Origin of the sequence: Microbacterium sp. SY138 (assembly GCF_039729145.1) — a bacterium.
GTDB classification, from domain to species: Bacteria; Actinomycetota; Actinomycetes; order Actinomycetales; family Microbacteriaceae; genus Microbacterium; species Microbacterium maritypicum_A.
This window is the reverse complement of record NZ_CP155793.1, coordinates 3,691,108-3,704,044: the sequence shown is the minus strand read 5'-3', so window position 1 is coordinate 3,704,044 and position 12,937 is coordinate 3,691,108. Positions and strand designations below refer to the sequence as shown.

Annotated in this window: 13 protein-coding genes; 6 read left to right on the top strand and 7 right to left on the bottom strand. The window is 69.3% G+C overall.

Annotation, left to right across the window (positions count from 1 at the left end; all coding sequences use genetic code 11):
• Positions 1 to 17 precede the first annotated feature (17 nt).
• On the bottom strand, positions 18 to 1,487 hold the full coding sequence (gene cycA, locus ABDC25_RS17885) for a D-serine/D-alanine/glycine transporter (RefSeq protein ID WP_347123948.1): 1,470 nt from the start codon (positions 1,485 to 1,487) through the stop codon (positions 18 to 20).
• 155 nt (positions 1,488 to 1,642) lie between these two features.
• On the opposite strand from cycA, the gene ABDC25_RS17880 reads away from it, so the two are divergent.
• The gene (locus ABDC25_RS17880) at positions 1,643 to 3,115 is read left to right on the top strand and encodes an MATE family efflux transporter (protein ID WP_347123946.1); all 1,473 of its coding nucleotides are present in this window, start codon (positions 1,643 to 1,645) and stop codon (positions 3,113 to 3,115) included.
• A gap of 145 nt (positions 3,116 to 3,260) precedes the next feature.
• Positions 3,261 to 3,704 carry a hypothetical protein gene (locus tag ABDC25_RS17875; protein ID WP_347123944.1) on the top strand — a complete coding sequence of 148 codons (444 nt, stop codon included), beginning with the start codon at positions 3,261 to 3,263 and terminating at the stop codon, positions 3,702 to 3,704.
• 2 nt (positions 3,705 to 3,706) lie between these two features.
• Here the strand turns inward: ABDC25_RS17875 and ABDC25_RS17870 are convergent, their stop codons facing one another.
• Positions 3,707 to 5,422: an AMP-binding protein gene (locus tag ABDC25_RS17870; RefSeq protein ID WP_347123942.1), complete on the bottom strand. Its 1,716-nt coding sequence runs from the start codon at positions 5,420 to 5,422 to the stop codon at positions 3,707 to 3,709.
• A 125-nt stretch (positions 5,423 to 5,547) separates the two neighbouring features.
• On the bottom strand, positions 5,548 to 6,015 hold the full coding sequence (locus tag ABDC25_RS17865) for an Lrp/AsnC family transcriptional regulator (RefSeq protein ID WP_021201573.1): 468 nt from the start codon (positions 6,013 to 6,015) through the stop codon (positions 5,548 to 5,550).
• Between the two features lie 112 nt (positions 6,016 to 6,127).
• Here ABDC25_RS17865 and ABDC25_RS17860 point away from each other — a divergent pair, with 112 nt between their 5' ends.
• The gene (locus tag ABDC25_RS17860) at positions 6,128 to 7,378 is read left to right on the top strand and encodes a PLP-dependent aspartate aminotransferase family protein (protein WP_167255155.1); all 1,251 of its coding nucleotides are present in this window, start codon (positions 6,128 to 6,130) and stop codon (positions 7,376 to 7,378) included.
• A 28-nt stretch (positions 7,379 to 7,406) separates the two neighbouring features.
• Here ABDC25_RS17860 and ABDC25_RS17855 read toward each other — a convergent pair whose 3' ends face one another.
• Positions 7,407 to 7,880, bottom strand: coding sequence for a hotdog domain-containing protein (locus tag ABDC25_RS17855; protein ID WP_021201575.1), 474 nt, complete (start codon positions 7,878 to 7,880; stop codon positions 7,407 to 7,409).
• A 214-nt stretch (positions 7,881 to 8,094) separates the two neighbouring features.
• Here ABDC25_RS17855 and ABDC25_RS17850 point away from each other — a divergent pair, with 214 nt between their 5' ends.
• The 3 genes from ABDC25_RS17850 (at position 8,095) to ABDC25_RS17840 (ending at position 10,941) form a co-directional block, all read left to right on the top strand.
• Complete coding sequence (locus ABDC25_RS17850; protein WP_347123939.1) at positions 8,095 to 9,522, top strand: hypothetical protein; 1,428 nt, start codon at positions 8,095 to 8,097, stop codon at positions 9,520 to 9,522.
• Between the two features lie 217 nt (positions 9,523 to 9,739).
• Positions 9,740 to 10,354, top strand: a complete 615-nt coding sequence (locus ABDC25_RS17845; protein WP_021201577.1) for an ATP-dependent Clp protease proteolytic subunit — start codon at positions 9,740 to 9,742, stop codon at positions 10,352 to 10,354.
• Positions 10,351 to 10,941: an ATP-dependent Clp protease proteolytic subunit gene (locus tag ABDC25_RS17840; RefSeq protein ID WP_021201578.1), complete on the top strand. Its 591-nt coding sequence runs from the start codon at positions 10,351 to 10,353 to the stop codon at positions 10,939 to 10,941. Before ABDC25_RS17845 ends, ABDC25_RS17840 begins: the two co-directional genes overlap by 4 nt.
• A 111-nt stretch (positions 10,942 to 11,052) precedes the next feature.
• Here the strand turns inward: ABDC25_RS17840 and ABDC25_RS17835 are convergent, their stop codons facing one another.
• The 3 genes from ABDC25_RS17835 to ABDC25_RS17825 all read right to left on the bottom strand — a co-directional run bounded on the left by ABDC25_RS17835 (position 11,053) and on the right by ABDC25_RS17825 (position 12,917).
• Positions 11,053 to 11,382, bottom strand: coding sequence for a helix-turn-helix transcriptional regulator (locus ABDC25_RS17835; RefSeq protein ID WP_021201579.1), 330 nt, complete (start codon positions 11,380 to 11,382; stop codon positions 11,053 to 11,055).
• 63 nt (positions 11,383 to 11,445) lie between these two features.
• On the bottom strand, positions 11,446 to 12,372 hold the full coding sequence (locus ABDC25_RS17830; RefSeq protein ID WP_167255159.1) for a helix-turn-helix transcriptional regulator: 927 nt from the start codon (positions 12,370 to 12,372) through the stop codon (positions 11,446 to 11,448).
• Positions 12,373 to 12,443: 71 nt separating this feature from the next.
• Positions 12,444 to 12,917 carry a MarR family transcriptional regulator gene (locus ABDC25_RS17825; RefSeq protein ID WP_347123936.1) on the bottom strand — a complete coding sequence of 158 codons (474 nt, stop codon included), beginning with the start codon at positions 12,915 to 12,917 and terminating at the stop codon, positions 12,444 to 12,446.
• Between the last annotated feature and the right edge of the window lie 20 nt (positions 12,918 to 12,937).

Sequence of the window (12,937 nt, the reverse complement as noted above, 5' to 3'; positions counted from 1 at the left end):
ACCGCCCGAGGCCGGAGTCAGTCCGCCTCGACCGAGTCGTCGCGGAGGTGCGCGATGTGCGCCGCGTGCCGGGCCAGGTGGTTCGGGGAGCGGCGCACGAACAGCCAGGCCACGAGCAGCACGACGAACCAGATCGGCGTCACGAGCAGCGCGGTCAGCGTGTCGGGCTGGGTCGTGAGCGCCCACAGGATGAACACGAAGAACGCCAGCACCACGTAGACCATGAACACACCGCCGGGCAGTCGGAAGGTCGACGCGGCGACCTTGTCCTTGCGGGTGCGGCGGTACACGAGGTAGCTGCACAGGAAGATCGTCCAGACGAACATGAAGCACAGGGCCGAGACCGTGGTCACCATGTCGAACGCGGTGCCGATGTCCTTGCCCGCGTAGAGCAGCACCACGCCGGAGAGCAGCAGGATGCACGACAGGAACAGGGCGTTCTGCGGCACCCGGCGGCGCGAGAGGCGGGCGAACATGCGCGGGGCGTCGCCGTCCTGTGCGAGACCGAACACCATGCGCGAGGTCGAGTAGATGCCGGAGTTCGCGCTCGACATGGCGGAGGTCAGCACCACGAGGTTCACCACCGTCGCGGCGATGCCGAGTCCGGCGAGGGCGAACATCGCGATGAACGGGCTCTCGCCGGCGACGTACTCGGTCCACGGGGTGACCGCCATCAGCACGATGAGCGCGCCCACGTAGAACAGCAGCACACGGATCGGGATCGCATTGATGGCCTTGGGCAGGTTGCGCTTCGGGTCCTTGGTCTCCGCTGCTGCGGTGCCCACGAGCTCGATGCCGACGAACGCGAACACCGCGATCTGGAAGCCCGCGACGAAGCCCATGAATCCGTGCGGGAACATGCCGCCCTTGTCCCACAGGTTCGAGAAGCTCGCGGTGCCGGCGTCGTGTTGGAACCCGGTGAAGATCATCACGAGTCCGGTGATGATGAGCGCCACGATCGCGACGATCTTGATCAGCGCGAACCAGAACTCCATCTCGCCGAACGCGGCGACGGTCGGGAGATTCAGGGCGAGCAGGATGACGATCACCAGCACGCCGGGGATCCACAGGGGGATTCCGGGGATCAGCGCATCCGTGTATCCCGCGATCGCGATCACGTCGGCGACTCCCGTGACCACCCAGCAGAACCAGTAGGTCCACCCCGTGAAGAAGCCCGCCCACGGGCCGAGCAGGTCGCTCGCGAAGTCGCTGAACGACTTGTACTTCAGGTTCGACAGCAGCAGCTCGCCCATCGCCCTCATGACGAAGAACAGCATGAAGCCGATGATCATGTAGACGAAGATCACCGACGGGCCCGCGACCGAGATGGTCTTGCCGCTGCCCATGAACAGCCCGGTGCCGATGGCCCCGCCGATCGCGAGCAGTTGGATGTGGCGGTTGCTCAGCGCTCGCCGCAGATGCTGTTCCTCTCCGTCCGCGGCGGTGTCGCGCTCGCGTCCGGTTCCCCCCGTGTACTGCTTCGTCACTTTCTTCCTCCGGTCCTCGTCGACGGTTGCCGTCCGACGGTACCTGGAGGAGGCGCCGAGTCCAGAATCGAGTTCCGGTCTTCCGGCCCGCCGAATCGATTCGATAAGCTGGTGGCACCCCCGATCATCCCCTCAGTTCTGCGAGCCGCTCCTTCATGGCCACCTCCCTCACCACGGGCCGTCCGTGGCGCGTCATCCTTGCCTTCTCCATCCCGCTCCTGCTCGGCAACGTGGTGCAGCAGCTCTACCAGTTCGCCGACGCCATCGTCGTCGGTCGTCATCTCGGCGTCACCTCGCTCGCCGCCGTCGGAGCGACCGGAAGCCTGCTGTTCCTGCTGCTCGGGTTCGCCTGGGGGCTGACGAGCGGTTTCGCGATCCCGATCGCCCAGGCATTCGGCGCGAGGAACGACGCGGCCGTACGCCGATCGGTCGCGACCGGCGTACTGCTCAGCGCCATCACGAGCGTCATCCTGACCGTGGGGGCGCCCCTCCTCGCCGGCCCGATCCTGTCGCTGCTGCAGACGCCGCCCGAGCTGATGGCCGAGGCGACGATCTTCACGCAGATCAGCTTCCTCGGCGCGAGCGCGACGATGTTCTTCAACTACCTGTCCGCGATCATCCGTGCGATCGGCGACTCGAAGACGCCGCTGGTGTTCCTGACCGTGTCGTGTGCGCTCAACGTCGGCCTCGTCGTGTTGATGGTCGGGCCCCTCGAATGGGGAGTGGGGGGAGCTGCGCTCGCCACGGTCGTCGCTCAGGCCGTCTCGGTGGCACTGTGCCTGGAGTTCGTGCGTCGGCGGCTGCCGATGCTCCACCTGCGCCGAGCCGACTGGCGCATCACCCGTGACGACATCGCCGAGCACCTGCGACTCGGCCTGCCGATGGGGTTCCAGGCGTCGATCATCGCGATCGGCACGCTCACGGTGCAGGTCGCGTTGAACACCCTCGGCGCCGACGCGGTCGCGGCCTACACCACGGGCTCGCGCGTCGACAGCCTCGCGGTCGCCCTGCTGTCGTCTCTCGGCCTCGCCGTCTCGATGTACGCAGCGCAGAACCACGGCGGTCGTCGGCCCGACCGCATCCGTCGCGGTGTGGTCGAGGCGACCTGGATGGCGGTCGCCGCCGGTGTGGTCCTCGGTGCCCTGCTGGTCGCATTCGGCGCCCCGATGGTGCGCCTGTTCATCGGCGAAGGATCCGACGTCGTCGTCGACGACGCGCATCGGATGCTCATCATCAACGGCTGCGGGTACTGGGCGCTCGGCATGCTGTTCGTGCTGCGCGGCGCTCTTCAGGGACTCGGTCACACGCTCGTGCCCACCGTGACCGGCGTGATCGAGCTCGTGATGCGCGTGGGCGCGGCGATCGTGCTGGGGGCATGGATCGGATTCGACGGTGTCGCGTTGAGCAACCCGCTCGCCTGGCTCGGAGCGATCGTGCTGCTCGTCCCCGCGTACATCCGCGCCCACCGCGCTCTCGGACGGCTGCCCATCGACCCCGCGGAGGCGACGGAGACCTCGGCCATCGCGATCGTCGGACCGACCGACGGGTCGATGGTCGTGGACGCGGTCGTCACCCAGCCGATACGGGTCGTGCGGGCGCGCCGCCTGCGGTGGCCACGTCGTCGCTGACAGCCGCGCCGCTGTCGTTCCGACTGTGCCGGTCCGTACAGATATCCGCCTTCAGGATGATGCGAGTCGCACTTGAGGCGGATGCCCATTCCGGGGGACACTTCTAATGTCGAATGAGTGGAGTAACCACTGACGGGGGGTCGTCATGACGACATTGAGAATGGCCAGTGATCTGGCTGCGGTGATGGTGCCGATCGGTTACGTGGGTGCGGCGCTCGCCGTCATCTTCGCGATCGTCGCGGCGGTCGCGATCGTCCGGGGTTCCGGTGGGCTCGCCGGGGGCGCGGTGGGTCTGTGGATCGTGGGCGCGCTGATGAGCTTCGCGGCGTCCTTCGCGCGCGAGTGGACGCCGCTGATCGTGGCATGCGCGGCGCTGGTCGCGATGCTGATCGTCGGGAGCGTCGTGCGCGCGATCGTGAATGCGGCCGGGGTGGAACGTGCCGACCGCACGGTGGAGGAGCTGCCGAAGGCGGTTCCCGCGTCGAAGACGCCCGTCACGGCGACGTCGAAGACGCCCGTCACGGCGACGTCGAAGGTTGCGCTCACGAAGACCGGGCCGGCGACGGCGACGATCGCCGTCGTGCGCTGACCTCAGCGGTAGTCACGGTCACGGTGCTGCCCGGCCTCGTCGCCGGACTGCACCCGCGCGGCTTCGCGTGCCCGAAGCTCGACGCGTCGGATCTTGCCGGAGATCGTCTTGGGGAGCTCGGGGACGAACTCGATGATCCGCACCCACAGATGCGATGACAACCGTTCGTGCGCGTGGGCGAAGATCGCGCGCGCCGCATCCGAACCGACGGCCGGGGCCTCCGGGGTCAGGCAGATGTAGGCCTTCGGCACCGCAAGACGCGTGGGATCGGGACTCGGGATCACCGCTGCCTCGATCACGAGGTCGTGCTCGAGCAGCACGGACTCGAGCTCGAAGGGTGAGATCTTGTAGTCGGAAGCCTTGAACACGTCGTCGGAGCGGCCGACATAGGTGAGATAGCCGTCGTCGTCGCGCACGGCGATGTCGCCCGTGTGGTGGTAACCGCCCGTCCGTGACTCCGCGGTCTTCTCCGGGTCGTCGTAGTAGCCGGCCATGAGCCCGAGCGGCGGCTGCGACAGATCGAGCGCGATCTCACCCTCGCCCTGCCCCTCGGTGACTGCGCCGGTGACCGGGTCGAGCAGCACCACCGGATAACCGGGCAACGGGCGTCCCATCGAGCCGACCTTGACCGCCTGGCCGGGGGAGTTGCCGATGCACGCGGTCATCTCGGTCTGACCGAACCCGTCGCGGATCGTCCCGCCCCAGGCGTCACGCACCCGGTCGATGACCTCGGGGTTCAGGGGCTCGCCCGCGCCCACCAGTTCGCGCGGAGGGCGGGTGAGCCGGGCGAGATCGGCCTGGATCAGCATGCGCCACACCGTCGGCGGCGCACAGAACGTCGACACGTGGTGGGTGTCCATGACCTGCATGAGCGTGTTCGCGTCGAAGCGGGCGTAGTTGTAGACGAAGACGGTGGCCTCGGCCAGGAACGGCGAGTAGAAGCTGGACCACGCGTGCTTGGCCCAGCCGGGGGAGGAGATGTTGAGGTGCACGTCGTCGGGGCGCACCCCGAGCCACCACATGGTCGACAGGTGCCCGATCGGGTAGGAGGCGTGGGTGTGCTGCACGAGCTTCGGGCGGTTCGTCGTGCCCGAGGTGAAGTAGAGCAGCGCGGTGTCGGACGAGGGGGTCGGACCGTCGGGCGCGAAACCCGCCGGAGCGGCGGTGGAATCGGCGAAGCGTGCCCAGCCGGAGGAGATGTCGTCGCCGACGCCGATGCGCAGGATGCCGGGATCGATGTCGTCGAGGCGATCGGCGAGCGCTCCGAGAGTGATGACCGCCCGCGCGCGTCCGTGCTCGACGCGGTAGGCGAGGTCCGAAGCCGACAACAGGGTCGAGGTCGGGATCGACACGGCACCGATCTTCGTGATCGCCAGCATCACCTCCCACAGCTCGATCGTGTTGTTCAACATCACGATCACGTGGTCGCCGCGACCGATGCCGAGCGTGCGGAGCCAGGAGGCGACCTGGTCGGATCGCGCCGAGAGCTGCCCGTAGGTCCAGGAGCGCAGGCTCAGGTCGGCCTCGACGATCTGAACCGCCGGGCGGTCGGGGTTCTCGCTCGCGACCACGTCGAACCACTCCAACGCGAAGTTGAACTCGTCGACCTCCGGCCAGACGAATCCGTCGCGGGCCGCCGCATAGTCGGTGGCGTTCGCGAAGAGGAAGTCCCGCATCTCGCGGACGGTGTGCGTGGCGGCGGTGGCGCTGCGGCTCATGGTGCTCCCTTGCTCCTGGCGGGCGTGCCTTCCATCCTCGCGCACGCACCGACGCTCCGCTCGTTCCGGTCGCACTTCGTGCCGTCTGAAACGGGATCGGACGGCACGAAGTGCGACCGGAAGGGTCAGGTGGAGAGCACTCCCGGTCCGTCGCGCAGTTCGAACACGAGCTGGGTCTCGGTGCCGCGCACGACGGGGTGCACCGTGATGTGCTCGAGAACGATGTCGCGCAGGGCCGTCGCATCCTGCACGGCCACATGCACGAGGAAGTCGTCGACGCCGGCGACGTGGAACACCTGAAGGACGCGCGGGATGTCGACCAGGGCATCGAAGAGGGCCGTCACCTTGTCTCCTGTGTGGTTCGCCAGGCGCACCTTGATGATCGCCTGCAGCGGGAAACCCAGAGCGGCCCCGTCGACGCGGATGCGCGTGTCGCGGATCACTCCGCGCTCGCGCAGCGCCCGCACCCGATGTGCGCAGGTCGACTCGGCGAGGCCGAGGCGATGTGCGAGCGCCTTGTTCGTCGTCTCGGCGTCGCGGCTGAGGACCGCGAGCAGCTCGAGGTCGGTCTCGTCGAGTTGTGCTTTCGCCAACGGGGGGCCTCCTTGCCCTTCGGATGCTGCACAGAATAGCGTTCAGCGTCGAATCTCTGGCGGCTTCTGTCGAGTTCCTGCGGTTTCATCGTGATTCCGGCAACGTGGAGTCATGACTGCATCGCTGCATCCCGACACCGTCGCCGTCCACGGCGGCCGCTCCGACCTCGAGGGGCTCGGGGTCCACGCGCTGCCGATCGATCTGTCGACCACGAACCCGCTCCCGGACATCGAGCGCGGCGGCGACTCGTACGAGGCCATGGCGACGGGAGGGCGTCCTCCGGCGGACGGCAGCATGGTCTACGCACGACTGTGGAACCCCACGGTCGCCCGCTTCGAGGAGGCACTCGCCGAGCTCGAGCACGCCGAGGCCGCGGTCGCCTTCGCCTCGGGCATGGCCGCGATGACGGCCGTGATCCTGGCGCACACGGGAGCGACCGGGGCGCGCCACGTCGTTGCGGTGCGTCCGCTCTACGGGGGGACCGACCATCTGCTCGGCTCCGGCCTGCTCGGCGTCGAGACCACCTACTGTCACCCCGACGAGGTCGCTGCGGCCGTGCGCCCCGACACCGGCCTCGTCGTGGTGGAGACCCCGGCGAACCCCACCCTCGACATCGCCGACATCGCCGACGTCGTGCGCCAGGCCGGCACGGTGCCGGTCGTCGTCGACAACACGTTCGCGACCCCCGTGCTGCAGAATCCGATCGACCTCGGGGCGGCGATGTCTCTGCACAGCGCCACCAAGTACCTGGGCGGGCACGGCGATGTGATCGCCGGCGTCGTCGCGTGCAGCGAGGAGACGGCGGAGGCTCTGCGCCGCGTGCGGGCGGTGACGGGAGGGCTGCTGCATCCCCTCGGGGCCTATCTGCTGCACCGCGGCCTCACGACTCTCCCCGTGCGGGTGCGGCACCAGCAGGAGAGTGCGCGGCGGATCGTGCAGTGGCTCATCGATCGACCCGAGGTCGCCGAGGTGTTCTATCCGGGACTCGACGGCGACCCGCGCGGCATCCTGGAACGGCAGATGCGCGGCACCGGCGCGATGATCGCGATGCGCATGCGCGGCGGATTCGCCGCGGCCTCTGCGGTCACCACCGCGACCGCACTGTTCACGCACGCGGTGTCGCTCGGCGGAGTGGACTCGCTGATCCAGCATCCGGCGGCGCTCACGCATCGGCCTGTCCCTCCCGAAGCGCGTCCGGCAGCCGACGTGCTGCGTCTGTCGATCGGCTTGGAGGATGTCGACGACCTCATCGCCGACCTCGCCCAGGCGTTCGCCGGCGTTCCGGCCTTCGAGGTCGACGCGCCCCTCTCCGACCGGGTCACCTCCTCGCGCGCGGCACACCGGGGGGCAGTTCGCGCCTGAGGAGGTGGCTCGGCGTTCCTGTGGCGGATCAGAGGGAGGGGAGTCGGATCGTGCCGGTGGCGATGCGCTCGGTCGGCATCCGGTCGCGGTCGTAGGTGATCTCCGTGTAGCCGTGCGGGGTCGGCACCCCATCGTCGTCGAGGCTGACGAACACGATCTTCTCGATCGTGAGGATGCGCTTGCGCGTGATCATGTTCCTGGCCACCGCGCGCATGGTGAGCGACGTCGTGCCGAAGTGCGTGGCCTGCAGGCCGATCTCGATCAGATCGCCCTGCACGGCCGAGGCCTCGAAGTTGATCTCCGAGATGTGCTTGGTGACGGCACGGTAGTTGCCGAGCTGGACGATCGCATAGATCGCCGCTTCTTCATCGATCCACTTCAGCAGGCTGCCGCCGAACAATGAGCCGTTCGCGTTGAGGTCCTCCGGACGGACCCACTTGCGCGTGCGGAAATTGAGTCCGTCCTCCGACCACTGCCACGCCGGTGCCTTCTGCTTCGCCATGGGCACGAGGCTAGGCGGGTCGTGAGTCCGCGATGTTACGGCCCCTTTTCGCGCAGGGCACAGGGGCCTGGCACCCCCGTTTGTGCACTAGCCACAAGAAACTGAGTTTCATCGGTGCTGAGACTTGGTTTCGAGCGGCAAATCCGGGGGTCGCGAGTCGGGGTGCCCATACAGTCGCCGGTGGCAACGACGCCACTGACCCCGGGAGTCCTCAATGACGAGTACCACGCCCCACTCGCACGGAATCGGCATGCGCATCGCCGTGATCGTGCTCAGCCTGCTGCTGGCCGCGATGGTGATCCTGTTCTTCGCGACGACGAGCAAGATCGCCGCCGGTGCCTCCGAGCTCGCCGACGGAACGACGTCCGCGAAAGAAGGATCGGCCGACCTCGCTGCCGGTGCCGCAGACCTCTCGGCCGGTGCGTCGCAGCTCGCCACGGGGACAGGTGTCCTCTCCGCGGGCGCGGCCAGCGCGCAGGAGGGCTCCCAGAAGCTGAGCGACGGGGCCACGACGGCGGCGAGCGGTGCCATGAGCCTGGCCGACGGCGCGAGCAGCCTCGCCGCCGGCGCATCGACCGCGGCAGCCGGTGCCGGCAAGGTCAGCGGGGGAGCCCAGAGCGCGCTCGCCGGGGCTCAGGAGCTCTCGACGAAGATGGCGCAGGCGGATGCCGGGGCGCAGACGCTGGCAGCGGGAGTGTCGACCCTGGCCGCCGGAGTCAACGGAGCGCACGCGTACGCCGGGCAGGTACTGGCGGGTGCGAGCGCGCTCAGCGGCACGCTCGGCACGAAGGTCGACGCGAACGTGATCGCTCTCGCGCAGCCCGAAGCGAAGAGCCTCCTGCAGGGAGTGGCATCCACGGCGCCAGGGTATTCGCAGCAGCTTGCCGACGCGCTCGCCACGATGTCAGCCGCCGACGAGCAGAACCTGCAGCTCAAGGCGCTCGCCGAACTGGCTGCCGGCGTCGATCAAGAGGTCGATGCGATGGCTCCCGTGGCGGCCAAGGGGTCCGACCTCGCCCAGGGGCTCGTCGCCGCCGCCGGCGGGTCGGCGAAGGTCACGGCCGGGGTCAACGGCCTCATCAACGGCGACGTCGCGAACAAGTGGCCGGGCACCGTGGCGCTGGTCGCTCCCCAGGGGGCGCCGGCCCTCGTCGCGGGCGCGCAGTCCCTGCACTCCGGCACGTCGCAGCTCTCGGCCGGCGCCGCCACGCTGGCCGCCGGGCTGCAGACGCTCTCCACCGGGGCCTCCTCCCTCTCCTCCGGCACGGCGAACCTCAGCGCGGGCGCAACCCGCCTGAACGACGGCGCCAGCACGCTCGCCACCGGCGTCGGTGCGCTGCAGGCCGGTGCCGGCGACCTCAACATCGGCATCGAGAAGCTCTCCGCCGGCGCGGCGACGGTCGCGGACGGCTCCGGCGATCTCGCGGACGGCGGCGACAAGCTCGAGGCCGGGGCCGCCGACCTCGCCGCGGGGAACGGGTTGATCGCCGACGGCTCCGACACCCTCGCCACCGCCACCGCGGGGGCCGCGCCCTCGATGCTGCCGTGGATCCTCGGCATCGCCCTGGCCGGGCTGATCGCGATCGGCTTCTGGGTCGGTCACCGCATCTCCCACCGCCGCTCGCTGGCCCTCGCCGCCTGATCCGCGTCCGCTCACCCCACCCGCCTCCATCCCCACCCGAGGGCCTGGGCGGATGCCTCCCCACCGGCATCCGCCCAGGAACTCGCATCTGCCCGCATCCGCGCGCATCTGCCCGCATCCGCTCGCATCCGCTCGCATCTGCCCGCATCCGCTCACGGCAGAGCCGCCCAGGGCAGAATCCGCTCCGCACGCCCGCGGGGCGACAGAGGCTGGGGGCATGAGCGAAGACAACCCCATCCCGCAGTTCGGTCCCGAAGCCCGGCGCGCACTGTTCCACGAGCGGGTGCTCGTGCTCGACGGTGCTCTCGACGACGACAACGGCACGCTGCTGATGACCCAGCTGCTCGCGCTGTCGGCCGAGGACCCCGTCGCCGACATCGCGCTGTGGATCCACTCGCCCGGCGGCTCCGTGCCGTCGATGCTGGCCATCCGCGACATCATGCGGCTGATCCCCAACGACGTCGCCACCCTCGCCCTCGGACTCGCCTGCAGCGCCGGACAGTTCCTGCTTTCCGCCGGCACCCCCGGCAAGAGGCGGGCGCTGCCGCACGCACGCATCCTGATGCATCAGGGTTCCGCGGGCATCGGCGGATCCGCGGGCGAGCTCGAGACGCAGGCCGACGACCTGCGGCATATGCGCGACACCGTGCTCGGCCTCATCTCCGACGACACGGGCCAGCCCATCGCGCGCATCTTCGAGGATTCCCTTCACGACCGCTGGTACACCGCGGTGCAGGCGCAGGACTACGGCTTCATCGACGGCATCGTGGCCTCGATCGCCGAGGTGATGCCGCGACGACGTGCGCGCGTCGGACTGGGGGCGGACGCATGAGCGGCTACACGATCCCGAACGTCATCGCGCAGCATCCCCGAGGCGAGCGCATCATGGACGTCTATTCGCACCTGCTCGCGGAGCGGGTCATCTACCTCGGCACGGGCATCGATGCGGGGGTCGCGAACGCCCTCATCGCGCAGCTGCTGCATCTCGACGCGGACAGCCCCGAATCCGGCATCCAGTTCTACATCAACAGCGAGGGCGGCGATCCGGGCGCAGCGCTCGCGATCTACGACACCATGCAGCACATCCGTCCCGGCGTCGCGACCACCTGCGTCGGGCAGGCCATCGGACCGGCAGCACTCCTCGTCGCTGCCGGAGAACCGGGGGAGCGAGCCGCTCTCGCCCACGCGCGCATCGTGCTGCACCAGCCGGCCGGACAGTCCCGGGGTGCGATCCCCGACCTGATCCTCGCGGCCGACGAGGTGGTGCGGGTGCGCTCCGACATGGAGGAGATCCTGGCCAGGCACAGCGGCCGGACGGTCGCGGAGCTCCGGGTCGACACCGATCGCGACCGGGTGTTCACCGCCGCCGCCGCCCTCGACTACGGGCTGGTCGACACGGTGCTGGGAGCGCGGAGCTGATCTGCAGTCCGGGCTCGCGGACGGATGCATGAGCGGCGGACGATTGCATGACCGATGCGGTGCCTGTGGTCATGCATCCGTCCGTCGATCATGCAGATGACGGCTCCGGGATCACGCGGCGAGGGCGAACGCGCCACGCGAAGGGGCCGTCGATCGCAGACTGTCGGCAACGTCGCTCGTCAGCTCGACGAGGCTCGTGTCGAGGGCTCCGGCGATCGCGGCGATCATCTCGCTCGACGGCTCCTTCAATCCCCGCTCGACCTCGGAGAGGTACTGCGGCGAGACACCGGCCTTGTCGGCGGTCTCGGAGAGGGTCTCCTCGCGGTCGTGACGTCGGCGGCGCAGCTGGTCACCCAGCAGGTGTCTCCACAGGGGCTCGGGATCGCTCGGGCGGGGGCGTTCGGAGCGAGGGGTGCGCGGGAATGCGAGGATGTCGGCCATGCCTCACGATAATCCGCGGCATCCGGCGGCTTCGAGCGGTTCTGCTCAGAGCAGAACCGTGGTTCAGCAGTCTGCGCGCCCCGAGGTGTGATCGGGAGTGGGAGTGCGATCGGGAGCGGGCTCGGGCTCCGCGGCGACAGATGCGGCCGCATCCGTCGCCGCCCAGCTGGCGAGCATCCGCAGCTTGTCCGCCGACGCCGTGCCCGGCTCGGCGGTATAGGTCGACAGGTGGAGTCCCGGGTCGGCCGGCAGCTCGAACGCCTCGTAGGTCAGCTCCATCTCTCCGACGATCGGATGCGCGATGCGCTTCACGCCCGTGCGGTGGAAGCGCACGTTGTGGGCGGCCCAGAGGGTGCGGAACCGCTCGCTCCGCGTCGAGAGCTCGCCGACGAGATCGGTGAGCTTCCGATCGAACGGATTGCGGCCGGCCTCACCGCGCATCGCCGCGACGAGCTCCTGCGTGTTGCGGTCCCACTCCGGGTAGAACTCCTGCGCCGCCGGATCGAGGAACGCGAAGCGGGCGCTGTTGGGCTGCGGCTGCGCGAACACCGGCGCGTAGAGGGCACGGCCCAGGGCGTTCGCGGCCAGGTAGTCGAAGTAGTTGTTGCGCACGATCGCCGGCGCCTCGGTCATGGCATCGAGCAGGCGGAGGATGCTCGCACGCAGCTCCGTGGCCTTCTTCCGCGGCGTGCGTGCGACCGGCGAGGCGTTCGCGGTGCGGGCGAGGTCGAACAGGTGCGCGGTCTCGGCCTCGTCCAGCTGGAGCGCGCGGGCGAGGGCGTCGAGTACGCTGTCGGACGCGCCGGACAGGTCGCCGCGCTCGAGCCGCGTGTAGTAGTCCACGCTGACACCCGCGAGGAGCGAGACCTCCTCGCGGCGCAGGCCCGGTACGCGGCGGTTGCCCCCGAATGCGGGGAGGCCTGCCTGATCGGGGGTGATGCGTGCGCGCCTCGTGGAGAGGAACTCGCGCACCTCGCTGCGGGTGTCCATGCCTTCGACGGTACGCGCTCAGCGACCGTGGAGGGAGGTACTGGCGGTACCGGTGACCGATCCGCGACGCCTCACAGTGCCGCGGTCACCCCGGGCAGCAGCTTGCCGAGGATCGCCCCCAACTGTTCGCGCTCCTCATCGGTGAGCGGATCGAGCACGAGCTCGCGCACCTGCTCGACGTGCACGGGTGCGGCCGTGCGCAGCATCTCTCTTCCCGCCGGGGTCAGTGCGGCCGAGAGGGTGCGCTTGTCGGAGCCGCACGAGGTGCGGGTGACCCAGCCGCGTTCCTCGAGAGAATCCAGAGCGTGGCTCAGGCGGGAACGGCTGAGGCCGGCGATGCGGGCGAGCTCGGTCATGGTGACGGCGCTCTCCCCCTGACCTGCCAGGGTGACGAGGATCGCGTATCGGGCGTGGTTGAGCCCGACCTCTTCCTTCAGCGTGCGATCGAGCACCTGCGGCAGCAGCTGGACGAACCGGATGACGGGGAGCCAGGTGTCCATCTCGGTGTCGTCGAGTCGACGCGGATGCTGCTGCTCCGCCGTCATGCTGTCCTCCTGGGTGTCAC

What these genes read in the sequence shown, in the direction of transcription:
- ABDC25_RS17880 (WP_347123946.1), top strand. Translation starts at nt 1,643, where the DNA reads ATGGCCACCTCCCTCACCACGGGCCGTCCGTGGCGCGTCATCCTTGCC.
- ABDC25_RS17875 (WP_347123944.1), top strand. Translation starts at nt 3,261, where the DNA reads ATGACGACATTGAGAATGGCCAGTGATCTGGCTGCGGTGATGGTGCCG.
- ABDC25_RS17870 (WP_347123942.1), bottom strand. Translation starts at nt 5,422, where the DNA reads ATGAGCCGCAGCGCCACCGCCGCCACGCACACCGTCCGCGAGATGCGG.
- ABDC25_RS17860 (WP_167255155.1), top strand. Translation starts at nt 6,128, where the DNA reads ATGACTGCATCGCTGCATCCCGACACCGTCGCCGTCCACGGCGGCCGC.
- ABDC25_RS17855 (WP_021201575.1), bottom strand. Translation starts at nt 7,880, where the DNA reads ATGGCGAAGCAGAAGGCACCGGCGTGGCAGTGGTCGGAGGACGGACTC.
- ABDC25_RS17850 (WP_347123939.1), top strand. Translation starts at nt 8,095, where the DNA reads ATGACGAGTACCACGCCCCACTCGCACGGAATCGGCATGCGCATCGCC.
- ABDC25_RS17845 (WP_021201577.1), top strand. Translation starts at nt 9,740, where the DNA reads ATGAGCGAAGACAACCCCATCCCGCAGTTCGGTCCCGAAGCCCGGCGC.
- ABDC25_RS17840 (WP_021201578.1), top strand. Translation starts at nt 10,351, where the DNA reads ATGAGCGGCTACACGATCCCGAACGTCATCGCGCAGCATCCCCGAGGC.
- ABDC25_RS17835 (WP_021201579.1), bottom strand. Translation starts at nt 11,382, where the DNA reads ATGGCCGACATCCTCGCATTCCCGCGCACCCCTCGCTCCGAACGCCCC.
- ABDC25_RS17830 (WP_167255159.1), bottom strand. Translation starts at nt 12,372, where the DNA reads ATGGACACCCGCAGCGAGGTGCGCGAGTTCCTCTCCACGAGGCGCGCA.
- ABDC25_RS17825 (WP_347123936.1), bottom strand. Translation starts at nt 12,917, where the DNA reads ATGACGGCGGAGCAGCAGCATCCGCGTCGACTCGACGACACCGAGATG.